Raw genomic sequence first — 21,629 nt, forward strand, 5'->3', positions numbered from 1 at the left:
ACGCCATGACATGGTTCATTCCGCTTGCGCGTCGCGCAGCCCTCACCTCGCTGCTCGCGCTCGCCATCGCCGTGCCCGCCATCGCGCGCGACGACAGCTTCACCATCGCAGTGCTGCCCGACACGCAGAATTACACCGATTACACCCACCAGACCGCCGAGGGCTTCCCCTTCGACGCGAGCGCGATGTTCCTCGAACAGATGCAATATGTCGCTGACAATCTCGAAAGCCGGGGCGGCGATATCGCCTTCGTCACCTCGCTCGGCGACGTGTGGCAACACCAGACGCTCAGGATCGATCCCGATCATGAAGCGCGCGGTTTCAAGGTCGCGCCCAATCCGATCCTCGACGCGCATTTCGCGCCGACGCCCAAGGTCCACAGCGTCGAGATGCCGACCGCGAAAAAGGGGTTCGAGAAACTGATGGGCAAGGTGCCCTTCTCCGTCGTGCCCGGCAATCACGACTATGACGCGATGTGGACCGATTCCAAATTCCCGCCCGCCGCGAAGTTCGACCCCAAGGATCTTTCGACGCTGGGCATGCTCCATCCCGGCGGCTTGACCAATTTCAGGTCGGTGTTCGGCAGCGACACGCCGTTTTTCAAGGACAAGCCCTGGTATGTCGGCGCGCATGACGGCGGCGCGGACAGCGCCCAGATCTTCACCGCCGGCGGCTATCGCTTCCTGCATATCGGCCTGCAGTTCGACGCGCCCGACGCATCGTTGGAATGGGCCGCGTCGATCATCAAACGCTATCCCGGCCTGCCGACGATCATCTCGACGCACGATTATATGGACAAGGAAGGACGCCGCATTCCCAATCCGATGATCGACGGCCATGCCGCCGACCCCAAGGACAATAATCCCGAGATGGTCTGGCAGAAGCTGGTGAGCCAGCACGACCAGATCTTCCTGCTGCTGTGCGGCCACGAACATGGCCAGGCGCTGCGCACCGACGCCAACCGCTTCGGCAACAGCGTGCATCAGGTGCTCGCCGATTATCAGGACCGCGGCCAGACCGCGATCGCAGCCGGCGTCAAATCCGACTATCCCGTCGGGATCGGCGACGGCTGGATGCGGCTGATGACCTTCGACATGGCCGCCGCCGTGCCGACGATCAAGGTCCGCACCTATTCGACGCACTACAAGTCACTGAGCGTCGACACGCCCGATTATGCCAAATGGTACAAGACCCAGGAGAAACCGAAGCTGAGCGACGAGGCCTTCCACGCCGAGGATGATTTCACGATCTCGCTCGCCGATTTCCGCAAGCGTTTCGACAAGACCGCCAAGGTCGCGAAATAGAGGCTCGGCGCCGGTTCCGGGCGATGATCGCCCGGGGCCGGCACGATCCCGAACGATCCGCCCCGAACCGCCGGCCCCGGATCAGACGGACGCCTGCGATGCGCCCGTCAATGCCGGCCAGGCTTTCATCGCGTTCTGCGCAATACCCATCAGCGTTTCGCGGCTCGCCCCATCGCGCGCCTGGATCGCCATTCCCTGCTGGACGGTCACGTAGAAGGTCGCCACCGCGCGCGCGTCGATCGTGGCCGGCAGGTCGCCGATCGACACGGCCTTTGTCAGCCGCGCCTCCAGATCGTCGATGCTCGCCGCGCGATCCCGCCGCAGGATATCGCCAAAGCCTTTGCTCGCCTCGCCGGGCGTGAGGCCGGACAGCACGACCATGCAGCCGCGGGGCTTGCCGGGCCGTGAGAAGCTCAGGGCGCTGGCCGTCAGATAGGCGTCCACCGCCGCACGAACCGTCGGCGCGGCATCCATGGCCGTCCGGATTTCGGGGCCTTCCGTCGCCTCGTAATGGAGCAGCGCCTCCTTGAAGAGCGCTTCCTTGGAGCCGAAGGCGGCATAGAGGCTGGGCGACCCTATCCCCATTGCGCGCGTCAGGTCCGAGATCGAGCTGCCGTCATAGCCGCGCGCCCAGAATAGCTGCATCGCACGGGACAGCGCTTCCTCCCGGTCGAAATTTCGAGGTCGGCCACGATCGGCCATGTCGCAATCCCTTTTGTATCGATCATTAGATAATTCATTTGACAATGCCTGTCCACGCGGACAGGCAGTAATTCTGTATCGATCGACACAGAAAGGAACGCCAATGTTGCATCTCGAAGGAAAGCGCGCACTCGTCACCGGCGGCAGTCGCGGAATCGGCGCCGCCATCGCCCTGCGGCTCGCCCGCGACGGAGCGGACGTCGCCATCACCTATGAGAAGTCGGCCGATCTGGCCCAGGCCGTGGTCGCGCAGATCGAAGCGCTGGGCCGCAAGGGCCTCGCCATCGCAGCGGACAGCGCGGACCCGGCTGCGGTGAAGTCCGCCGTCGATCGCGCCGCCGCCGGGCTGGGCGGCCTCGACATCCTGGTCAACAATGCCGGGATCGTTCGCGGCTACGGCCCGATCGAGGGCTGGACGCTCGCGGACATCGACCAGACGCTGGCGGTCAACGTCCGCGGCGTTTTCCTCGCAACCCAGGCGGCGGTCGCTCATCTGCCGAGGGGCGGACGGATCATCACGATCGGAAGCAATCTGGCGGATCGCGTGCCGATGCCTGACCTGACGCTCTATTCGGCGTCCAAATCGGCTTTGCTCAGCTTCACGCGCGGCCTGGCACATGATCTGGGGCCGCGCGGGATCACCGTGAACCTGGTGCATCCGGGATCGACCGACACCGACATGAACCCGGCAACGGGCGAAGCCGCCGACGCGCAGCGGGGCCGGATGCCTATCCCCGAATATGGCAAGCCGGAGAATATCGCCGGCATGGTCGCATGGCTGGCCGGCGAGGAAGGCCGGTTCGCCAACGGCGCGGGCTTCACCATCGATGGCGGGGCGAATGCATGACGCAGGTGGCAGCCGGCCGTGATGCCCTCGGACTCGCCGTCCCGCTTCTGGCGGCGGTCACCGCCATCGTGGTGGCGATCGAGTTCGTGGTCGTCGGCCTGCTGCCGTCCATGGCGCACGACCTCGGGATCGGCCTGGCGGGTGCGGGCGGTCTCGTCTCCGCCTTCGCCTTCTCCGCCGCCTTGCTCGGCCCGCCACTCACTTTGGCCGTGGCACGCTTCGAACCGCGCCGCATCTTGGCGCTGGTCGCCGCGATCTTCGGCGTCGGCAATCTTGTCGCGGCGGCCGTCGCCCGCCACGATCTGCTCTGGGTCGTCCGCATCGTCGAGGGGGCGGCGCTTCCGGTCTTCATCAGCGTCGGCGCCGGAGCGATTGCCGGCCTGGCGGGCCCCCGCCGCCAGGCCCGGGCAATCGCCCGGGTGAATATCGGCACCATCGCCGGACTGGTGGTCGCCGTTCCCGCCGGCGTCGCGCTGGGCGCCGCGGCGGACTGGCGCGCGGTCTTTGCCGGTCTCGGCCTGCTCGCGCTGGCGGGTGCGGCGGTCCTGTCGCTCAAATTCCCCGTGATCGCACCGCGCCGGGATTCCGGCATCGGCCGGCAAGCCGCGATCCTGCGGTCGCCGGTCTTTATCGGCCATCTCGTCCTGTCGGCAGCCGGCTTCGCCGCCATGTTCGCATCCTATGCCTATCTGGCCGCGATCCTGGAAATCGGGGCCGGATATCATGGCGCTCAGGTCGCGCTGCTCCTGATGGGGTTCAGCGCCATCGGGCTGATCGGCAACGATCTGGGCGGCCGCGTCGCCGGCCGCTGGCCGATAGCCGGCACTGTCGGAGCATTGCTGATCGTGACTCTGGCGGTCGGCGCGATCTCGTTGCTGGGCGCCGGGAGCGGACTCTTCCTGCCCCTGCTGGCGATCTGGGGCGCGGCGCATGCCGCCGGCTTCATTCTCTGCCAGATCCGCGTCCTCGGCGCCGGCGAACGTGCACCCGCCTTCGCGATGTCGCTCAACATCGCGGCCTGCAATCTCGGCATCGCCGTCGGCGCGCTGGCGGGCGGCGCCCTGATCGAGGTTTCGGGATTGAGCGCGCTGGGCGGCGGCACCGCGGCGTTCACGATGCTGGCCGCCGGCGCGGCGATGATCGTCATATGGCTCGGCCGGCGCGATCCCGTCGAGGCCGGGCCGGCGGCACGTTACCGCTGACCATCCGCATCATCGGTTGCCGGCGGAAGGTCGATCCGCAGGCATGCGCCGCCCGACGATCCGTCGACGGCGACGACCTGACCGCCATGGAGCTGGACGATTTCCCGGACCAGGCTGAGGCCAAGGCCAGCCCCCCTGCCCTCCGGATGCAGCCGGCTGAACGGCTCGAAAATCTGTTCGCGCTGTTCGGGCGGAATGCCGCTGCCTTCGTCGCAGACCTCCATCCTTGCCGGCGCCGTCACGCGAACGGTGATCTTCCCCTGCCGCCCGCCATGCTCGATCGCATTCTGCACCAGATTCATCAGCGCCCGCTCCAGCGAGGAATGATCGCCGAGGACCGCGACACCGTCATCGCCGGGTTCGAACGACACGTCATATCCCGCGGCAAAGGCGAGCGGCGCCAGATCGACGACGACGCGCCGGGCCAATGCGCCCAGATCGATGGATGAGAATGTATCGGTTCGCTGGTCGAGCCGCTGGAGATCGAGCAATTGCCCGGCGAGCACGGCAAGCCGGGCCGCATCCTCGGTCAGACGCGCTTTCTCGCTGGTGAAGGGCAGCGCTGCCACTCTGGTGTTCAATATGGCGATCGGCGTGCGCAGCTCATGCGCGGCCTGCGCCAGGAAGCGCTTGTGACGCCGATATCCTTCGTCCAGGCGGATAAGGGCGTCGTTGACCGCCCTGACCAGCGGCAGGAATTCCCCGGGGATATCGTCCACCGGCATCTGCACGCCGCGCCGGTCGAATTCGATGCGCGCCGCATTGGATGCCGCCTGCGCCAGCCCGGCCAGCATGCGCCGGACGACGATCGGCGTGACGATGACGGTCGCCAGCGCCAGCAGCAACAGCATCGGCACGAAGATGGAAAGAAAGGCCCCCGAGGTGCCGAGCAGCAGGCGGGCGAGAGTCAGATGCCCTTCGGTTCCGGTGAAGATCTGGACATTGCCTGCGGGCGCTTCCACCCATTTGACGATGGCCTCGGGTCGCGCATTCTTGTCGGGCGAAAGCCTGAAGCGCGCATCGTTCATCCGGCCGAGCCCGGCGGTCGCGAACGCGAATGCGGCGGGCACCGTCCCTTCCGACAGGCTATGGCCCGCGCCGTCCCGCGCGATGAACCAGATATCGCCCGCTTCCTTGCGCAGCCGCGTGAGCTCCGGGGTTTCGCTCAGGACCAGCTCGCCGCGCGGACCGCGTATGATGGCGTCCTTCAGAACGTCGATATTGCCATTCTCATAACCGTCGATGAGATAGCCCGTCCCCCATAGCAGCGCGACGGCGACGGCGACGACCAGCGTGATCGCCCCGGCCTCGAAGATCATCAGCCAGCGGACGAGACGCCATTTGAAGGACGGGGTGCCGCCCGCGCTCATGGCGTTTCCCGCAACAGATATCCCACGCCGCGAATGCCGTTGATGATCACGCCCGCCTCGGCATCGAGCAGCTTGCGGCGGACGCGCGAGATATGGGTGTCGAGCGCGTTCGACTGGATTTCGTCGTCGAGCCCGAACACCGCTTCCATCAACACCGTCCGCAGCACCATCCGCCCCATGCGGCGGACCAGCGCCTCGAGCACGAGCAATTCGCGACGCGGCAATGTCATCGACACGCCCGAAATACTGGCTTCGCGATGCACCAGGTCGAACGACAGGCGGCCGGCGGTCACGATATCCGATTGCAACGCCGCCGGCCGGCGGGACAGCGCCCGGATCCTGGCCAGCAGCTCCTCGAATGCGAAGGGCTTGCCGATATAATCGTCCGCGCCGCCATCCAGCCCGGTGACGCGATCCGCAAGATCGTCCAGCGCCGTCAGCACCAGCACGGGCACGGTATTGCCCCGCGATCGTATGGCGGGAATCAGCGAGAGCCCGTCCCCGTCGGGCAGCCGCCGGTCGAGGATGACCACGTCATAGACCGCGTCGTTCAGGACGAATGCGGCTTCGGACAGGTCGCGTGCATGATCCACGACCATCCTGTGCTGGTTCAGGACGGTCTTCAGGGCGTCCGCGAGATCCCGTTCATCCTCGACCAGCAGCACCCGCATGGACATGCCTCTCCTAGAGCGATTTATAGTTCGATGGACTCATCGAACGACTCGAAAATCGCGACAAAACAAAAGCCTGGAGCATGCTGCGATCCGCTTCCGGCGGATCACAGCATGCTCCAGCGCACAGTCCCGGCGCGGGCGATCCCTAACACATCTCCATTGAGCGAAACTGTCATCGCGCGGGCCGTAAGAAAGGCGCGCGCCCGCCTTACCGGCCCCGCCAGAGCCGCACGGGCGGCGCCGGCCCCGGCCGGCGACGTCAGGCGACGCCGAGTGTCTCGCGCGCCCCGTCGCCGAGCGCGCCCAGAAGCTCGGCCATGTCGGTCTCCTCCAGGAACGGCCGGATCTCCACCTCGCTGCGCCCCGGCATCAGATTGGGGCAGCGCTTCGCCCAGGCCACGGCCTCGTCCATGTCCTTGACCTCCCAGATCGAGAAGCCGGCGACCAGCTCGCGCGTCTCGGCGAACGGCCCGTCGGTGACGGTGCGGGCGGGCCCGTCATAGACGATGCGCTTCGCCTCGGCGCTGGACTTGAGGCCCGCACCGGCCAGCAGGACGCCGGCACTGGCCAGCTCCTCGTTGAACCGCTCCATCGCCTCGAACGCCTCCATCGTCGGCGCCGCGCCCTTTTCGCTGTCCTCGGACGCTTTCACGAACACCATCACCCGCATCGTCTGTCTCCTTGTCTCAGCCGGCCGCATCGGCCTGGCATCGGGACGACGAACCAGTGTGTCGGAAATCGACAGGGTTGGGCAAATTTTAATCGGGGGGGCCTTCACCAGCCGACTATCTCGCTCCAGTGGCTTCCTTCGAGAAATCGCGGGCAAGGTCGATAAAGGCCTTGAACGCGGCGGATGGATGTCGCCTGCCGGGATAATAGAGCGACAGCGGCGCGAGCGGCGGCGTCCAGTCCTCCAGCACGGCCTCCAGCCGCCCGGCCGCAAGATCGTCCCGCACGTCGGATTCCATGACATAGCCGATGCCCATCGCCTCCAGCACGGCGATCCGCGACAGGCTCGCTTCGTCGAGCGTGATCGGCCCGGCGACGTCGATCTGCACGGGCTGGCCATCCTTCTCGAACTGCCAGCGATAGGGCGCGCCATTGGGCAGCCGGACGCGGATGCACGCGTGACGCAGAAGGTCCGGCGGAACCAGCGGTTTGCCGTGTTTCCGGAAATAGGCCGGCGATCCGACCACCTTATTGCGCCGCGCCGGCCCCAGCGACACCGCGATCATGTCGCTGGGCACGAGATCCCCGGCCCGGACGCCGAAATCGAACCCGTCGGCGACGACATCGACCAGCCGCCCCTCGGTGACGAGATCGATATGCACCTGCGGGTAAAGCCGCAGATATTTCAGGATCAGCGGCGACAGGATTTCGCGCGCGCCCGTCGCAAAGGCATTGATCCTGAGCACGCCCGACGGCGTCTCCTGCTGCGACCGCGCGGCGTTCATCGCGTCGTGAATGTCCTGCAGCGCGGGCCCGACCTGCCCGACAAAGCGCCGCCCGGCATCGGTCAGCGAAACGCTGCGCGTCGTCCGGTTGAACAGGCGCACGCCCAGCGCGCGCTCCAGCTTGCCGATCGCATTGCTGAGCGCGGTCGTCGACATGTCGAGTTCCAGCGCCGCGGCGCGGAACGACCCGCGTCGCGCGATCGCAAGAACCGCATCCAGTTCGACCAGACCCTGCCGCATCATTATCCCGCTAATCGCAACGCTTCATCCACCTTTGTCCCGATTATCGGCGTGCTTGTCGATAGCTAGATTGGTGACAGCACGGAGCAGCCCGCTTCGTCAGGAGACAGCACATGGCGATCGAATTGCCAAAACCAATCGCGGACTATTTCGAGGCGGACAAGGCGCAGGGCGCCGAGGCGTTCGCCGCATGCTTCACCCCGGCGGCGATCGTCAGGGACGATGGCCACACCTATGCGGGGCGCGACGCGATCGGCCGGTGGAAGACCGAGACCGCATCGAAATACAGCTACACCGCCGAGCCGGTCGCGATCGCCGAAGACGGCGGCCGGACGATCGTCACCAGCCATTGCGTCGGCGACTTCCCCGGCAGCCCCCTCGACCTGCGCTACGCCTTCGTCCTCGATGGCGACAGCATCGCCGAGCTGGAGATCACGGCATGACCCCGTTCGTCGATCTCACCGGCAAGCGCGCGCTGATCACGTCGGGCACGCGCGGCGCGGGCGCCGCCACGGTGGCGCTGTTCCAGCAGCTGGGCGCCAACATCCTGACAACGGCGCGGACGAAGCCCGACACGCTGGACGCGGCGCACTTCGTCGCCGCGGACCTCACCCGCGCCGAGGATTGCGCGATCCTGGCCGACGCCGTGCGCGAGCGTCTGGGCGGCGTCGACATTATCGTCCATATGCTCGGCGGCTCGTCCTCGCCCGCCGGCGGCTTCGCCGCCCTCGACGATGCGCAATGGCAGCGGGAACTCGATCTCAACCTGATGCCGGCGGTGCGCCTCGATCGCGAACTCGTTCCGGATATGGCAGCGCGCGGCAACGGCGTCGTGATCCATGTGAGCTCGATCCAGCGCCAGTTGCCCCTGCCCGAGGCGACCACGGCCTATGCGGCCGCCAAGGCGGCGCTGTCGACCTATAGCAAGAGCCTCTCCAAGGAGGTATCGCCCAAGGGCGTCCGCGTCGTGCGCGTGTCGCCCGGCTGGATCGAGACCGAGGCGTCGGTGGGCTTGGCAACCCGGCTGGCCGCGGAGCATGGCGCCGATATCGAAGAGGGCAAAAGGATGATCATGGAGTCGCTCGGCGGAATCCCGATCGGCCGGCCCTCGAAGCCGGAGGAAGTCGCCAGCCTGATCGCCTTCCTTGCGTCGGATCGTGCCGGGACGATCACGGGTGCTGAATATGTGATCGACGGGGGGACGGTGCCGACGGTTTGATAGAGCGCAGCCAGGGCTTGGTGGATGCAGGTCTATTAAATTATGGTGAGAGGGGACTAAACTCGGAGGTGTCCAGCGCATGGCCTATTTTAAGCTGCCTTCTTATTGAGTGCAGTGTCACCGAAATTCCCAACTCTCCGAATTGGATGCTTGTTTTCTTGGACTCTCGCTTAGTTCGCCTGCACACTGCGAACATTGCAGAAAACTAATCACAAACGCCTTATGGCGCGCGTAGGGGGAGTAAAGGGTGCCGGTTTCTCCAGTTGCGATCCGCGTCAGCGAGATCGGCGAGTTCATCCGCTTCCAGTCATGCGAGCGGCGCTTCAAGCTCGGGCTCTCCAATCGGACCCTTGCCCGGGCTGTTCCCTTCTCCGAGCGTCTTTTCAACAGTCTGGATCCGGTGCTTCAGGCGGTCGGCGAGGAGGCTGAGCATGCCTGGGAGCGCGCCCTCGCCGCGCAGGGCGTGGGTGCACTGGGAGCAGCGGCCCATCCGGAAACTAACGTCGTCCCATGGGCGGCGTTCGAGGCCGCCGTCGCGACAGCCGTGCCGGGCGTTCCGGTCTACTGCCGCGAGGTCCAGGTGGCCGGACGGGTCGGACGCTTCGACCTTGAGGGCCGCATGGACTTCGTGGTGCTGCTTTGGGACGATGGCGTGCCGCGGCTGAGGATCGTCGAGGGCAAGGCGAGCCGTAAGGACCGTACCTATCACCGCATCCAGCTCGCCGCATATCTGCTGCTTATCCGCCAGCGTCTCTCGGCCGCGCCTCTTATGGTCGCGGGCCTTGTCCTCGATGTCGACGCAGTGGAGGGAACGGTCGTCCGCATCGATGAATCCACGAACGAACCGCAGGACATGCTTGCCCGGCAGGCCCTGAACCTCGACACCGAACTCGCCGATGTCGAGCGGATGCTGAGCGACGAGGGGCTCCTCGCCACCGTCGTCGATCGCGACCTCGACATTCTCGACTTTCAGCTCGATTCCAAGTGTGACGGATGCGTATTCAGCGTGCATTGCTTGCCCGAGAGCGCGAGGCAGCGCCGGCTCGAACTCGTCGGCATCGCGCCAACGACCTGCCGGATTCTGCGGAGCGTCGGCGTACCCACCATCGACAGGCTGGCGGATCTCGATCCGGCCTCATCGGTGGGCGAGCAAGTCAGGCGCGCTCCCGGCTTCGACGCAGATCTCAACCAGCTCGTCGCGCTCGCCAGTGCACGGCGCTCCACGCTGCCGCGCGGCGACGACGATCCGCGCGACTACCAGGTCCAGTCGCTGCCCCACTCCGGCCAAGGCCAGCTACCAAGGCACGACATGAACGGGCAGCGGCTTGTCCGCGTCTACATGGAGGTTGACTACGACTACACTGAGAACCGCGTTGGCGCGCTCGCGGCGCACGTGACGAACAGCACCGGGCAGATCCATACGCCGTGGGGCGCAGACTTCCGGCCAGTGCCCGGGATCGCGGAGGCCGTAGAGAGCCCGGGCGGCGGCGACGTTGTCCTGTCCGAGGTCAGCGGGCGCGACGTCATGCACTTCCAGACGGCGCCGTGGTCCGGCATCGGCGACCAAGACACCGGCGCCGAACGCCAGATGATCCAGCAGTTCCTATACGACCTCATCGAGGCGATCGCGACGGTAGCGGATGCACCGTCCGTCCCGATCCACTTCTACGTCTACTCGCGTTCGGAGATGACGCAGCTCGTCGAAGCGTGCACTCGGGCGGGCTCGACGCTGCTGTCGCACCTGCGCGAGCTACTCGGTTCGCGGCAGAACCTCGAGCAGCTGATATTTTCCTGCATCCAGGACGAGGTAGATGACCGGTTCGCGCTCGGATGGACCGGTCGAGGCCTAGCCGTCGCAACGTCGCTCACCTGGTTCGGTCAGCGGTATCATTGGACGCGGACCGTTACCGGCGCGCCCCTCGAACTCGACCGCGTGTTCGAGCAGGACATCTTCGACTTCCGCAGCACGCTAGACGTAGACGCCGCCGGCAACTGGACAGCTGCGAACGCGCCCGGCTCGACGCGTCGGCGCTTTGAGATCCGAAGCAGATTCCACGACACGCTAAGTGCTCCGTATTGGCGCGCGGTTTGGAGGTCGTTGCCAACCAATGTCGCGGATCAACGCACGCGCGCGGCGATCGACCGCTATCGCCGGGCCGAGGCGCCTGGAGTGATTCGCAGCTACCTGCACGCGCGCGTTCATGCGCTACGTTGGCTCGACGAGCGGATCCGCTTCAAGAATGAGGAGATCGACAAGCCCCCGCTCGAGGTCGCGCGCCTCCAAGAATTCGAACTCGGCATCGACACGACGGCGCGGGCCGGCATCGACTTCCTCAAGCTCGACCACCACGTCGGGATGACCGACTGGCTCACCGCCAACATCAAGCCGCTGTCCGCCCGTGTCCAGTCAGGGCGCACCATCGCCGTCCGAGACGTCCGCACCGAGTGGGACAGGACGATCGTAGCGGACTTCGACGTGGCCCCGTTCGGGCTGACGCCGGGCGAGATCTCGCTGCGCACGTCGATAGACGCCGGCTCGTTCGTGCGTCTCAGCCCGCGTTCCGGCGACGTGATGCGTGGGCAGACGCTTCGACAACTGACCATCGGCGGTTCGACTTGCGTGGTCGACGACGTCGATTGGGTGAACGGCTTCATCCGGATGAAGCCACTCGTCGGCCGTGGCGGGACCTACGTACTCGCCAGTAGAAGTCCGAACCCCGGGGAGGCGGTGTTCGACTTTGCGTCGGTGGACGAAAGCCCGTCCGACTTCGTAGCCGGCAATGTCGAGGACCGATTGTCGAGTGCGCGTGGCAGCCATGTCTTCGAATGGTTCGAGCCGTCGCGCCCGCGCATCCCCGCCCTGCCACCCATCCCTCCGGCACGCATGGAGCGCATCACCGCGCTGCTCTCGTCTTGGCAGGTCCCGCACGCACTCGCCTCGTCATCGCTGAACGCCGACCAGGCCGAGGCGGTTCGCGACGGCATCTCGACGCGTGTCCAGCTCCTCAAGGGACCACCGGGCACAGGCAAGACGGTCACCACCGCCGCGTCCATCTACGCGCGGATTGCCGCGAGACTGGGTCCGGGATCCGTGATCCTAGTGTCGGCCCACACGAACCTGGCCGTTGAGACGTTGATGCAGCGCCTGCTGCGATATCGTGATTCATTCCGTGCCGAGGCCGCGCTTCAAGGCATCTCGATGCCCGAGGTTGCCTTGACACGCGTTCATAGCAGCACCGCCCCGACCGACATCGACGCGATCAGCAACTTCTCGGCAACGTCGTGCGCGACGCGCGTAAAGAATTGGCGCGCACAAGGTGCGGTCGTGATCGGTGGCACTACAAACGCGATTCTGAAGATGGCCAGGGAGCTTTCGCAGAAAAAGCCGTATGTGGAGCAGGCGGGTGGATTCATGGCAGATGCGCTTGTCGTCGATGAGGCGAGCATGATGGTCTTCCCGCACTTCCTGGCACTCGCGACTGTGGTGAAGCCGGATGGCGAGATCATGCTGGCGGGCGACAACCGGCAGCTCGCACCAATAGTCTCGCACGACTGGGACAACGAGGATCGCCCGCCGGCGCAGCACTACCAGCCGTTCAAGAGTGCCTACGAGGCGGTGCTGAGGATCATCACCGAGAGCAGGCCGTTGCGGACGGAATCTCTCCAGTCACCCCTGACCTACACGTTCCGCCTGCCGCCGATCATTCGCGAGCTAATCTCACGCATATACGGCGGCCTGGACAACATCGAACTCGAGGGCCCCGACCGTGACCACGCGCACGTCCCTTCACCGGTGGTCGGCGCTTGGGACGACATCTGGCGCGAGGGTGAGGGGTTGATACTGGTGGTTCATGACGAGCGTGGTTCGCGGCAGAGCAATCCCCTCGAGGCCCAGCTCATCGAGACGATCCTGCGCTCGCGTGGCGAACTCGCGGATAACTCCGTTGCGGTCATCACTCCTCACCGAGCTCAGCGCGCGCTACTTAAGGGGCGGCTAGAGCCGTTCGCGCGTGCGGCGTCGATCATCGACACGGTCGAGAAGGTCCAGGGCGGCGAACGCCCGGTCATTATCGTGTCAGGCACCGAGAGCGACCCGCACGCGATTGGCGCGGCCGCGAGTTTCATCCTCAACCTGAACCGGGCGAACGTCGCTTTCTCGCGCACGCAGGAGCGGCTCATCGTCGTCTGTGCCGAAACCCTGCTCGACCACGTCCCGTCTGACCTCGAGGACTATGAATCGGCGATGCTCTGGAAGTCACTGCGCAACCTATGCAGCCGCACGCTTTTCGTGACCGATGTCGCTGGCATGCGGGTCAGAGTCCTTGCCCCCTCGCTCCGCGGTTGACGCTTCCGGTGCCGGCCTGAGCACGGCCGCTGGCCCCATGCCGGTGCCTGGGTGCGCCGCGTGCTTGCCAACCATGCCGCGGAACTCGGGCGGCACCACGGCCGGCTTGACGGCGGGGGGCGGCTTGCCGCGCGAGGCGATCGCGAGCGTGAGCTTAGGCGAATACTTCTTCTTCTGCAGCGTTGCGGCAATACGGCGCGCCACGGCCTCGCCCAGCGCCGGCGGAACGGCGTTTCCTATCTGCCGGCGCGCCGCCCGGTATTCCCCGGTGAACCGGTAGCCTGACGGAAAGCTCTGAAGTCTTGCCATCTCAGCGATGGAGAGCAGTCTGCTATCCCAGTGGAACGGGCCAGTGGCCGGGCCGGGATCGGCCTGAATCGTCCATGCGGGCCTGTCCTTGGCAAGCTTGAGCAAGAACGACCAGAAGCGGGTCCGCCAGCCGAACAGCGGCAGGCCATCGCCCCGGTCGGTGTGCCATAGGTAGTTCTGGCCTTCGGGGATCGACGGCAGCAGCTTGGCCCACTTTCCGCGCGTCGCTAGCTTTTTGACCAGTTCAGGTTCGGGCGCCAGGTCGCCGATCGCGTCCCATGCGGTCGCGACCGGACGCGTCAATCCCTCGCCGGTGATGGGGTCGGGCGGCTCGAAGTTGTCGCCATCGCGGAATGAGACTAGGAACGCCCTCTCCCTGATCTGCGGAACGCCGAAATCTGTGGCCTGGAGATAGCAGACCGTCGTCATGTAGGAGGTGCCGTGAAGCTCGTTGATCTGCGCCAGCCTTTCCTCGACGAGCTTCATCGCCTCGTCCTTCTCCCGGTAGGCTATTCCTCTAACGTTCTCAATCACGAGCACGCGTGGAAGGATCGCCTCCGCCAAGTCGAGCATGACGCCAAGCGTTCGCGCGCGCGGATCGTCCAGCCGACGGGTGGTGCCCGCGGCCCAGAAGGCGGACTTCGAGAATGGTTGGCACGGCGGTCCGCCAATCAGCGCGTCGACCTGTCGCCGCTCCAGCCCGGCGAGCTTGAGCAGGTCGCCCGCGTCGAGTTTCAGCGCGTCGCCCTGCTCCGGCTGCTTCCAAGCGGGGCGGTTGTCCCGAAGGGTTGCCCGTGCGTTCGCATCGAGTTCGACGGCGACCTTCGTCGAAAATCCCGCCGCCTCGAAGCCGAGATCGAGGCCGCCCGCGCCGGTGTAGAGTGAAATCAGTGTCAGCTTCGCGCTGGTCTTAGACCGGCTTTTCATCGCGTTCCCACTTTTCCCTTTTGTCAAGCCTAACACAGGCTTCCCGGCGGAGCTCGCGAAATCTGAACCGTGACGAGAAATGCTCTTGGATATCTGCTAACCCTCAAGATAGAACGAAAACTTGAAGGAATCGATATCGTCAGGGGCCTCCTCGTGGATGAGCCCGCTCGACGGCAGCCGACTCCAGTGCCTGCCTGTCAAAATGCGGTCTAGTTGCAGGTGTTCACGACTTCGCTGATCGAACCTGATAGTGGAAGTACGCATGTTACCGAGTTGGTTACATTGGGTCCGTGATCGTGTGATCTGCGGCCAGCGTCAAAGGCGTGTAAAAGCTACTTGTGCGTAACCCTAGGAGGAGGCACCGTGAAAAAAGATGACATCGTGCTGGCGTGCGTGATCGCAGTCGGCGCCTCGGCCACGGGATTTGCGCTGACCTTCATGGTGAAATTCGGAGTCAAACAGGAAGCTCTGTTCGCGCTGGTCGGAGCGATTATTGGCGCTGCCACCACAATCGCGGGCGCCGCTTGGCTAGCAGATCGTAACCGTGTCGTCGAGAGAGACGCGGAAGTCTCGTTGCTCGTTAAAGAATACGGCAAACTGCTAAAGAAGGCACTGGCGGCACAAGAAATAGAACCCGGTACGGGAATGGCTTGGCCAAAAGAATACCGCCCCTTGCTTTACAGTCTCGCTGAAGTCGCAGGTAACGTACACACAATAGCTGCAGAGGCCATCGCGCATGGGAAGGCTCTCTCGTTCGTTCATCGCGCCGCAGTGCGACGAGTGCAATTCACGATTGATCAATATCTACGGTTCTGGACAGATGCGAATACCGAGGGCGACCTTGACCCTTTAGATGAACGAAGCTTTCCTCAGATGACGGCTGATATCATCCGCGAGTGCGAGGTTGCGATTGCCGAGCTTAATGGAATGACCCCATTTTCGGATCAGGTTTAAGCATTTTGTCAACAGTGTACTTAATATGTGCACCACCTTGCTGGGCAGGTGATCAAGTGCACTGCTACCGCAATCCGTCACCGCAGTCCCAGAATATTTTCAACCTCGGTTGAGCTGCGTGGGAAAACGGCAAAGCCTGCTGAGCTGCGCTCGAACCTCAACAGAATCCTGGGGCGATAGATCTAGCAGCGTAAAAAACTTGGCTCCGAAACCACCAAAAGAGGTTCCCATCGCCTTCGCCTCTCGGCGATCCTTTATAATGAAGCGATCATGCAGATCATCAGAACTAAAGTGGCGAACACGACGTCCATCCTTGAGCGCATCGAGCACGGGCGTTTTGACGGCATTAGCCCAGCCATTTGTGTAAAGGTCGATCCGCTTGACCGACTGCGGGAAGATGCCCTTGAGCGACCGAACATAAGCCTCCACATTGGTGAACATGCCCGTGGGGCGGAACTGAAATAAATAGGGATCGCAGATCGCGACCTCCACCGCGCCCGCCAGCCACTTGCGCAGGAGCGAAAAGGCGTCGCCGCCGGAATCGGGGTTTCCCGATACAATCAGTTCGAGAACCATTGCGGGCTCTTCTACAAGGCTCGCGCCGAGTTCGTCCTCTGCCTGCAACTTCGTACAGACGTGCTCAAGCGTTGCTTCGAACTCGCGATTCATGAAGAAGGGCGACATCGGCTGACCGCTCTTAATCTGCGCCAGCCACATTTCGAGCAGGTTGCGGCATTGATCGCGCAATGTCCTATTCAACTCGCACGCTCCTTCCACCGAATTATGGTGCCAGTTTACTAAATAATCGGATCAAGATTTTGTGTCCGACCTCGCCTTCTGACGCGCGAGGTGCGTGGCACACATCTGACCCAACGCAATCATATATTTAACAAGCTCGCAACATAATCGCCGCGATTTAGCGCCTTACGCAACGAGCGGATCAATTGCACCATCCCCTGATTGAGCCATCAGGCTCCGCCGCCGTATCAGGAATATGACCGCGACGATCGGCAGCGAGAAGCTCAATATCCACGCATCGAACGGTGAAGGTCTGAAGAAGCCGGCACCGAGCAGCGACACATAGATCGGCTTGATCGACCAGGCGCCCGTCGCCCAATCCAGACTGAACTGGCCGAGGCCGAAAGCACTGCCGAGCATCCAGAGCCAACGACGCTTGATGCCTTTGCTGCGAGCGCCCTGGACAAGAGCCGTCAGGATCACGAGCACCGAAGCGATCATCGCGGCGATCCAGGCGAAATGGATCGGGGCTTTTCCGCTGAACGAAAAATCCCCGATGGTCGACGGGCGCGCGTTCGCAGGCCTCACGTTCCAGCCGATCACCTCCAGCCTTTGCGCCGTCGTCCGCAACACGATCTGCATGACCACCCAGGTTTTCCCGGCACCGAATTCATAATTCAGCGCCTTGGTGGTGACAGTGCCGTGGCTGTCCGAGACGGTGTTGGAACTCACCGTGACGAGTTCGGGCGTGCCGGGGGCGGACAGTGACGCCGCGAGTTGATCCCTGCCTGCAACGGTCTGGGCAAACACCGTGGGCTCCATATGCGCCTTCAGCGTGTCCAGCTTGCCGGAACGAAGGCTGTCGATCGTTCGAAGCGCCAGGGCGCGATCCTCGGGTGAGGAGACCCGCTCGTTCCAGTCGGACAGCGAGCACCCCGCAAGGGCGAGCAAAAGCCCAATCAGCAGCAGCCTCATTTCCAAACTCCCCTTTTCGATCCGGGTGAGTGTGGCGAGAGAGGGTATGGAAAGCGAGAGGGAATGGTCGGGAATGGAGCAGATTGCGTCGGGCGGACGGTGGCTGACGTCTGCTATTTCCGGCCTTGCGATGCTTTGCAGCGCCGAGTGAACCGGGCGAACGTCCCCCGGACGTTCTCTATCTCGCGTTCTGCGGCTCCTTGCGGAGCCGAGTAAACCGGATGATCGTCCCCAGGACGATCATTGATTCCGGTTTACTCCCACTCGATCGTCCCAGGCGGCTTCGACGTATAATCGTAAACCACCCGATTAATCCCCTTCACCTCGTTCACGATCCGCGTCGCGACGCGGGTCAGGAAACTGGCGTCGAAGGGGTAGACGTCGGCGGTCATGCCGTCGGTGGAGGTGACGGCGCGCAGCGCGCAGACCGAATCATAGGTGCGATGATCGCCCATCACACCGACCGTGCGGACCGGCAACAGCACGGCGAATGCCTGCCAGATCGCATCGTACAGCCCGGCATTGCGGATCTCTTCCAGATAGATCGCATCGGCCTTGCGCAGGATGTCGCAGCGTTCCTTGGTGACTTCGCCCGGAATGCGGATCGCCAGGCCCGGCCCCGGAAAGGGATGACGGCCGACAAAGATGTCGGGCAGGCCCAGTTCGCGGCCCAGCGCGCGGACCTCGTCCTTGAACAGCTCGCGCAGCGGCTCGACCAGCTTCATGTTCATGCGTTCGGGCAGGCCGCCGACATTATGGTGGCTCTTGATCGTCACGCTCGGCCCGCCGGTGAAGCTGACGCTTTCGATCACGTCGGGATAAAGCGTGCCCTGCGCCAGGAATTCGGCGCCGCCGATCTTGCGCGCCTCCGCCTCGAACACGTCGATAAAGGTCTTGCCGATGAACTTGCGCTTCTTCTCCGGATCGGTCTCGCCCGCGAGGCCGTTGAGGAACAGCGTCTCGCAGCTCACATGGACCAGCGGGATATTGTAATGATTGCGGAACAGGCTGACGACCTGGTCGGCCTCTCCGCTGCGCATCAGGCCATGGTCGACGAACACGCAGGTCAGCTGCTCGCCGATCGCCTCATGGATCAGCACCGCGGCGACCGCGCTGTCGACGCCGCCGGAAAGCCCGCAAATCACCTTGCCCTTGCCCACCTGGTCGCGGATCTGCTGGATCTTGGTCTCGCGGAACTCGGCCATCGTCCAGTCGCCGGGCAGGCCGCAGACATGGCGGACGAAATTCGCCAGCAACTTGCCGCCATCGGGCGTGTGCACGACTTCGGGGTGGAACATCATCGAATAGAAACGCCGCGCCTCGTCGGTCGCGATCGCGAAGGGCGCGCCTTCCGAACGCGCGACGATCTTGAAACCGTCGGGCAGCGCCTCGACGCGGTCGCCATGGCTCATCCACACCTGATGCGTGTCGCCGACGCTCCACAGCCCGTCGAACAGCGCCGAATCGTCGATCACCTCGATAAAGGCGCGGCCGAATTCGCGACTGTCCGATGGCGCGACGGTGCCGCCCAGCTGATGCGCCATCGTCTGCTGGCCATAGCAGATGGCGAGAATGGGCAGGCCGGCGTCGAAGAAATGCTGCGGCGCGCGCGGGCTGTCGTCCCACATCACCGACGATGGCCCGCCGGACAGGATGATGCCCCTGGGCTTCAGCCGCTCGAACGCTTCGGCGGCGTTATTGAAGGGTGCGATCTCGCTATAGACGCCGGACTCGCGCACCCGCCGGGCGATGAGCTGGGTCACCTGGCTTCCGAAATCGACGATAAGGATGGAATCCTGATGATCTGCGGACATCGAGTCGGCGGCTCCTGTGCGAGAAAGGGATGCGCGCGGCACTAGGTGGCACAGCGCGCGCTGTCCAGTTTCGCAAAATCCCGCCCTTCGCATAATCCCCTTCGCCCGTCCCGCGCGGACATACCGTTCGGGATCTCAATGACAGAGAAGACGTAGGTCAGATCGGCGGGGAGCCTGATCACCGTTCGGGCTGAGCTTGTCGAAGCCCTGCCCTTTTTGGACACCGAAGCAGAGAAGAAGGACAGGGCTTCGACAAGCTCAGCCCGAACGGTTGGGCCGGACGAGCCGGCATTCTCACCTCCGCGGCTCCGCGTGAACCCTCGACTTCAAGACCCTGCCGGCCCCAGGATTGTCAGACGATCGCCGCCCCGCCCCCGCCCTGGAGCATCGCATCCAGCATGTGCAGCGTCCGCGCGAGGCGTTCGCGTGACAGGCCACCGCCGATCGAGATGCGCAGCGCCCGCTCCATAGTCCCCGCGTCCGCCGCAAAGGCATCCGAGGTCACCACCGACAGCCCCGCCGGGCGCAATCCGCCGACAAGATCGGCCGCGACAATGCCCGCGGGAAGCGCCAGCCAGAGATGATAACCCTCCGGATGCGTCGCATAATCCAGATCGCGCAGGATATCGGCCGCGATCGCCTGCCGCGCCACCGCCTCGGCGCGGACCTCGTCGACCAGCGCCGCAAAGCTGCCATTGCGCAACCACAGGCTTGCCAATGCGGCATTCACCGGGGGCGGCATGACCGCGGTCTCATGCAGCTCCGCCGCCAGCCGCCAGGCGCCCCGCGCCGACGGCGCCCGCAGATAGGCGATGCGCAACGCGGGTGAGATGATCTTGGACAGGCTCGTCACATGCCAGGTCCGCTCGGGCGCGAAACCGGCGATCGGCGGCAGGGGCTTGGCGGGCAACAGTCCATAGGCATCGTCCTCGATGACGATCAGGTCGTGCGCGCGCGCGACCTCGGCGATCGCGCGGCGGCGCGCCTCGCCCATCGTTGCCGCGGTCGGATTGTCGTTGGTCGGCACGACATAGATCGCGCGCGCGCGCGTGACGCGACACGCCTGGTCGAGCGCATCCGGGTCGAGCCCTTCGCCATCCGCATCGATCGCGCGGACGATCAGGCCGAATCGCCGCGCCAGCGCCAGCAGCCCGGGATAGGTGAAGCGTCCGGCGCAGATCACGTCGCCCGGAGACAAGATGGTGCCCAGGATCGCATGGAGTGCATTCTGGCCGCCGCTCGCGACCAGCACATTATCCTCGCTCGCATCGATTCCCCGCGCCGCGAGCAGGGCCGCACCGGCCGCGCGATCCGCCTGCGCCCCGCCGCTCGGCTGATATTGAAAGCGTCCGGCCGCCCCCGGCCCGGCCAGCAATTCCGCCACCCCTTCGCGAAAGCGCGCGGCAAAGCGTCCGGCCAGCGGTTCGGGGGGCAGGTTCATGCCGGTATCGGTCAGCACCGCCCCGGTCGCCTCGGCCTGTCCGCCCACCCCGGCACGCACGAAACTGCCGCGCCGCCCGCCGCCTTCGATCAGGCCCAGCCGCCGCACTTCATTATAAGCCTTGGTCACGGTGGTGAGATCGACCGCCAGCCGCTCGGCCAGCGTCCGCTGCGGGGGCAGCCGGTCGCCGGGCTTGAGCACGCCGGCCTCGATATCGCGCGCGAGCGCGCCGGCGATCGCCATATAGATAGGCGCGGCTTCCGCCGCCAGATCGGGCACCCAGCTTTGCATGTCTCAAACCTTGACTTTGCATGGTATCGACACCATACATAATTCCACGCCGTGCGGCAAACCGCCGCATCCGACGAGTCGGGACGATCGAGCATGACAGACGGGAACACGCAAGCGGTGGAGTGGCCGGCGCTGAAGCCGGTCGAGACCGGCATTCGCGGCAAATGCCCGCGTTGCGGCCAGGGTGCGCTGTTCACGGGACTGCTGACGCTGCGCGAAAGCTGCGACCATTGCGGCCTGGATTACGGCTTCGCCGATCCGGCCGACGGCCCGGCATTCTTCGTGATCTGCTTCGGCTGCGTCCCCGCCGTGGTCGTCGCGCTGATGATCGAGATCCTGTTCCAGCCGCCCTTCTGGGTCCATCTCGTCACGTCGCTGCCCTTCCTCCTCCTGACCTGCACCTTGCCGCTCAGGCCGCTCAAGGGCTGGCTGGTGTGCAGCCAGTTCTTCTACAAGGCGCGCGAAGCCCGGCAGATCGGCTGGCACGTTCCAGAACGATGACCCCGATCGAACGTGCCCGCGACGCCGCGGCCGCCTATTTGGCGTCGCGCGGCTATGGCGACGAGGCGAAACGCGCCGCTTCGGGCGAAGGCGACGATTTCGCCGAAGTCAGAATCGCCCTCGCCCTGATCGCACAAGAAGACCGAATCGCCCGCCGCCGCGGCGGCGCGGTTGCATGGCATCGGGACTAGGGACCGCACGGGCCTGGCAAACCTCTACCCTGCCATCCCCGCGAGCGCTCATTGGTGTCCGGGACTTCGATTGGCTTAGGCTGGATAGCATGAATTCCCTCGCCCCCTTTAGGGGGAGCGTTTGGGGGGGG

At 64.8% G+C, this 21,629-nt stretch carries 19 protein-coding genes; 9 read left to right on the top strand and 10 right to left on the bottom strand.

Annotated features, from left to right (window positions below):
• Positions 1 to 5 precede the first annotated feature (5 nt).
• Positions 6 to 1,304, top strand: coding sequence for a metallophosphoesterase family protein (locus AC3WN8_RS18420; protein WP_492670926.1), 1,299 nt, complete (start codon positions 6 to 8; stop codon positions 1,302 to 1,304).
• Positions 1,305 to 1,385: 81 nt separating this feature from the next.
• Here AC3WN8_RS18420 and AC3WN8_RS18425 read toward each other — a convergent pair whose 3' ends face one another.
• Entirely contained in the window at positions 1,386 to 2,006 is a 621-nt protein-coding gene (locus AC3WN8_RS18425; RefSeq protein ID WP_492670927.1) for a TetR/AcrR family transcriptional regulator, read from the bottom strand.
• A 103-nt stretch (positions 2,007 to 2,109) separates the two neighbouring features.
• Between AC3WN8_RS18425 and AC3WN8_RS18430 the strand changes: the two genes are divergently transcribed.
• Both AC3WN8_RS18430 and AC3WN8_RS18435 read left to right on the top strand, forming a co-directional pair.
• Positions 2,110 to 2,853, top strand: a complete 744-nt coding sequence (locus AC3WN8_RS18430; protein WP_492670928.1) for a 3-oxoacyl-ACP reductase family protein — start codon at positions 2,110 to 2,112, stop codon at positions 2,851 to 2,853.
• Positions 2,850 to 4,055 carry an MFS transporter gene (locus AC3WN8_RS18435; protein ID WP_492670929.1) on the top strand — a complete coding sequence of 402 codons (1,206 nt, stop codon included), beginning with the start codon at positions 2,850 to 2,852 and terminating at the stop codon, positions 4,053 to 4,055. Before AC3WN8_RS18430 ends, AC3WN8_RS18435 begins: the two co-directional genes overlap by 4 nt.
• Here AC3WN8_RS18435 and AC3WN8_RS18440 read toward each other — a convergent pair.
• From AC3WN8_RS18440 to AC3WN8_RS18455, 4 genes are all read right to left on the bottom strand, one after another.
• Complete coding sequence (locus AC3WN8_RS18440; RefSeq protein WP_492670930.1) at positions 4,046 to 5,425, bottom strand: sensor histidine kinase; 1,380 nt, start codon at positions 5,423 to 5,425, stop codon at positions 4,046 to 4,048. The genes AC3WN8_RS18435 and AC3WN8_RS18440 overlap by 10 nt on opposite strands.
• Complete coding sequence (locus tag AC3WN8_RS18445; RefSeq protein WP_492670931.1) at positions 5,422 to 6,102, bottom strand: response regulator transcription factor; 681 nt, start codon at positions 6,100 to 6,102, stop codon at positions 5,422 to 5,424. The genes AC3WN8_RS18440 and AC3WN8_RS18445 overlap by 4 nt, the downstream gene beginning before the upstream one ends.
• A gap of 256 nt (positions 6,103 to 6,358) precedes the next feature.
• Positions 6,359 to 6,769 (bottom strand): YciI family protein, encoded by a 411-nt coding sequence (locus AC3WN8_RS18450; protein WP_492670932.1) that lies wholly within the window; start codon positions 6,767 to 6,769, stop codon positions 6,359 to 6,361.
• A gap of 115 nt (positions 6,770 to 6,884) precedes the next feature.
• Positions 6,885 to 7,796 carry a LysR family transcriptional regulator gene (locus AC3WN8_RS18455; protein WP_492670933.1) on the bottom strand — a complete coding sequence of 304 codons (912 nt, stop codon included), beginning with the start codon at positions 7,794 to 7,796 and terminating at the stop codon, positions 6,885 to 6,887.
• Positions 7,797 to 7,906: 110 nt separating this feature from the next.
• Here AC3WN8_RS18455 and AC3WN8_RS18460 point away from each other — a divergent pair, with 110 nt between their 5' ends.
• The 3 genes from AC3WN8_RS18460 (at position 7,907) to AC3WN8_RS18470 (ending at position 13,357) form a co-directional block, all read left to right on the top strand.
• On the top strand, positions 7,907 to 8,236 hold the full coding sequence (locus tag AC3WN8_RS18460; protein WP_492670934.1) for a nuclear transport factor 2 family protein: 330 nt from the start codon (positions 7,907 to 7,909) through the stop codon (positions 8,234 to 8,236).
• The gene (locus AC3WN8_RS18465) at positions 8,233 to 9,012 is read left to right on the top strand and encodes an SDR family oxidoreductase (protein WP_492670935.1); all 780 of its coding nucleotides are present in this window, start codon (positions 8,233 to 8,235) and stop codon (positions 9,010 to 9,012) included. The genes AC3WN8_RS18460 and AC3WN8_RS18465 overlap by 4 nt, the downstream gene beginning before the upstream one ends.
• 247 nt (positions 9,013 to 9,259) lie before the next feature.
• A complete protein-coding gene (locus AC3WN8_RS18470) occupies positions 9,260 to 13,357 on the top strand; it encodes a bifunctional RecB family nuclease/DEAD/DEAH box helicase (protein ID WP_492670936.1) in 4,098 nt (1,365 codons plus the stop codon).
• Here AC3WN8_RS18470 and AC3WN8_RS18475 read toward each other — a convergent pair.
• Positions 13,280 to 14,593, bottom strand: coding sequence for a DNA cytosine methyltransferase (locus AC3WN8_RS18475; RefSeq protein WP_492670937.1), 1,314 nt, complete (start codon positions 14,591 to 14,593; stop codon positions 13,280 to 13,282). The genes AC3WN8_RS18470 and AC3WN8_RS18475 overlap by 78 nt on opposite strands.
• Before the next feature lie 363 nt (positions 14,594 to 14,956).
• Here AC3WN8_RS18475 and AC3WN8_RS18480 point away from each other — a divergent pair, with 363 nt between their 5' ends.
• A complete protein-coding gene (locus tag AC3WN8_RS18480) occupies positions 14,957 to 15,547 on the top strand; it encodes a hypothetical protein (RefSeq protein WP_492670938.1) in 591 nt (196 codons plus the stop codon).
• Positions 15,548 to 15,646: 99 nt separating this feature from the next.
• Here AC3WN8_RS18480 and AC3WN8_RS18485 read toward each other — a convergent pair whose 3' ends face one another.
• The 4 genes from AC3WN8_RS18485 to AC3WN8_RS18500 all read right to left on the bottom strand — a co-directional run bounded on the left by AC3WN8_RS18485 (position 15,647) and on the right by AC3WN8_RS18500 (position 20,806).
• The gene (locus AC3WN8_RS18485; protein WP_492670939.1) at positions 15,647 to 16,306 is read right to left on the bottom strand and encodes a hypothetical protein; all 660 of its coding nucleotides are present in this window, start codon (positions 16,304 to 16,306) and stop codon (positions 15,647 to 15,649) included.
• Positions 16,307 to 16,471: 165 nt separating this feature from the next.
• Positions 16,472 to 17,260: a hypothetical protein gene (locus tag AC3WN8_RS18490; protein WP_492670940.1), complete on the bottom strand. Its 789-nt coding sequence runs from the start codon at positions 17,258 to 17,260 to the stop codon at positions 16,472 to 16,474.
• Positions 17,261 to 17,514: 254 nt separating this feature from the next.
• Positions 17,515 to 19,074 carry a glutamine-hydrolyzing GMP synthase gene (guaA, locus tag AC3WN8_RS18495; RefSeq protein ID WP_492670941.1) on the bottom strand — a complete coding sequence of 520 codons (1,560 nt, stop codon included), beginning with the start codon at positions 19,072 to 19,074 and terminating at the stop codon, positions 17,515 to 17,517.
• A gap of 352 nt (positions 19,075 to 19,426) precedes the next feature.
• Entirely contained in the window at positions 19,427 to 20,806 is a 1,380-nt protein-coding gene (locus AC3WN8_RS18500) for an aminotransferase-like domain-containing protein (protein WP_492670942.1), read from the bottom strand.
• A gap of 93 nt (positions 20,807 to 20,899) precedes the next feature.
• On the opposite strand from AC3WN8_RS18500, the gene AC3WN8_RS18505 reads away from it, so the two are divergent.
• Positions 20,900 to 21,307, top strand: a complete 408-nt coding sequence (locus AC3WN8_RS18505) for a DUF983 domain-containing protein (RefSeq protein WP_492670943.1) — start codon at positions 20,900 to 20,902, stop codon at positions 21,305 to 21,307.
• Positions 21,304 to 21,498: a hypothetical protein gene (locus tag AC3WN8_RS18510; protein WP_492670944.1), complete on the top strand. Its 195-nt coding sequence runs from the start codon at positions 21,304 to 21,306 to the stop codon at positions 21,496 to 21,498. The genes AC3WN8_RS18505 and AC3WN8_RS18510 overlap by 4 nt, the downstream gene beginning before the upstream one ends.
• Positions 21,499 to 21,629 lie beyond the last annotated feature (131 nt).

The sequence above is a fragment of the Sphingobium sp. FW305-3-2-15-F-TSA7 genome, from assembly GCF_058787155.1.

What these genes read in the sequence shown, in the direction of transcription:
- AC3WN8_RS18420 (WP_492670926.1), top strand. Translation starts at nt 6, where the DNA reads ATGACATGGTTCATTCCGCTTGCGCGTCGCGCAGCCCTCACCTCGCTG.
- AC3WN8_RS18440 (WP_492670930.1), bottom strand. Translation starts at nt 5,425, where the DNA reads ATGAGCGCGGGCGGCACCCCGTCCTTCAAATGGCGTCTCGTCCGCTGG.
- AC3WN8_RS18505 (WP_492670943.1), top strand. Translation starts at nt 20,900, where the DNA reads ATGACAGACGGGAACACGCAAGCGGTGGAGTGGCCGGCGCTGAAGCCG.
- AC3WN8_RS18435 (WP_492670929.1), top strand. Translation starts at nt 2,850, where the DNA reads ATGACGCAGGTGGCAGCCGGCCGTGATGCCCTCGGACTCGCCGTCCCG.
- guaA (WP_492670941.1), bottom strand. Translation starts at nt 19,074, where the DNA reads ATGTCCGCAGATCATCAGGATTCCATCCTTATCGTCGATTTCGGAAGC.
- AC3WN8_RS18500 (WP_492670942.1), bottom strand. Translation starts at nt 20,806, where the DNA reads ATGCAAAGCTGGGTGCCCGATCTGGCGGCGGAAGCCGCGCCTATCTAT.
- AC3WN8_RS18475 (WP_492670937.1), bottom strand. Translation starts at nt 14,593, where the DNA reads ATGAAAAGCCGGTCTAAGACCAGCGCGAAGCTGACACTGATTTCACTC.
- AC3WN8_RS18430 (WP_492670928.1), top strand. Translation starts at nt 2,110, where the DNA reads ATGTTGCATCTCGAAGGAAAGCGCGCACTCGTCACCGGCGGCAGTCGC.
- AC3WN8_RS18460 (WP_492670934.1), top strand. Translation starts at nt 7,907, where the DNA reads ATGGCGATCGAATTGCCAAAACCAATCGCGGACTATTTCGAGGCGGAC.
- AC3WN8_RS18425 (WP_492670927.1), bottom strand. Translation starts at nt 2,006, where the DNA reads ATGGCCGATCGTGGCCGACCTCGAAATTTCGACCGGGAGGAAGCGCTG.
- AC3WN8_RS18450 (WP_492670932.1), bottom strand. Translation starts at nt 6,769, where the DNA reads ATGCGGGTGATGGTGTTCGTGAAAGCGTCCGAGGACAGCGAAAAGGGC.
- AC3WN8_RS18490 (WP_492670940.1), bottom strand. Translation starts at nt 17,260, where the DNA reads ATGAGGCTGCTGCTGATTGGGCTTTTGCTCGCCCTTGCGGGGTGCTCG.
- AC3WN8_RS18455 (WP_492670933.1), bottom strand. Translation starts at nt 7,796, where the DNA reads ATGATGCGGCAGGGTCTGGTCGAACTGGATGCGGTTCTTGCGATCGCG.
- AC3WN8_RS18465 (WP_492670935.1), top strand. Translation starts at nt 8,233, where the DNA reads ATGACCCCGTTCGTCGATCTCACCGGCAAGCGCGCGCTGATCACGTCG.
- AC3WN8_RS18445 (WP_492670931.1), bottom strand. Translation starts at nt 6,102, where the DNA reads ATGTCCATGCGGGTGCTGCTGGTCGAGGATGAACGGGATCTCGCGGAC.
- AC3WN8_RS18510 (WP_492670944.1), top strand. Translation starts at nt 21,304, where the DNA reads ATGACCCCGATCGAACGTGCCCGCGACGCCGCGGCCGCCTATTTGGCG.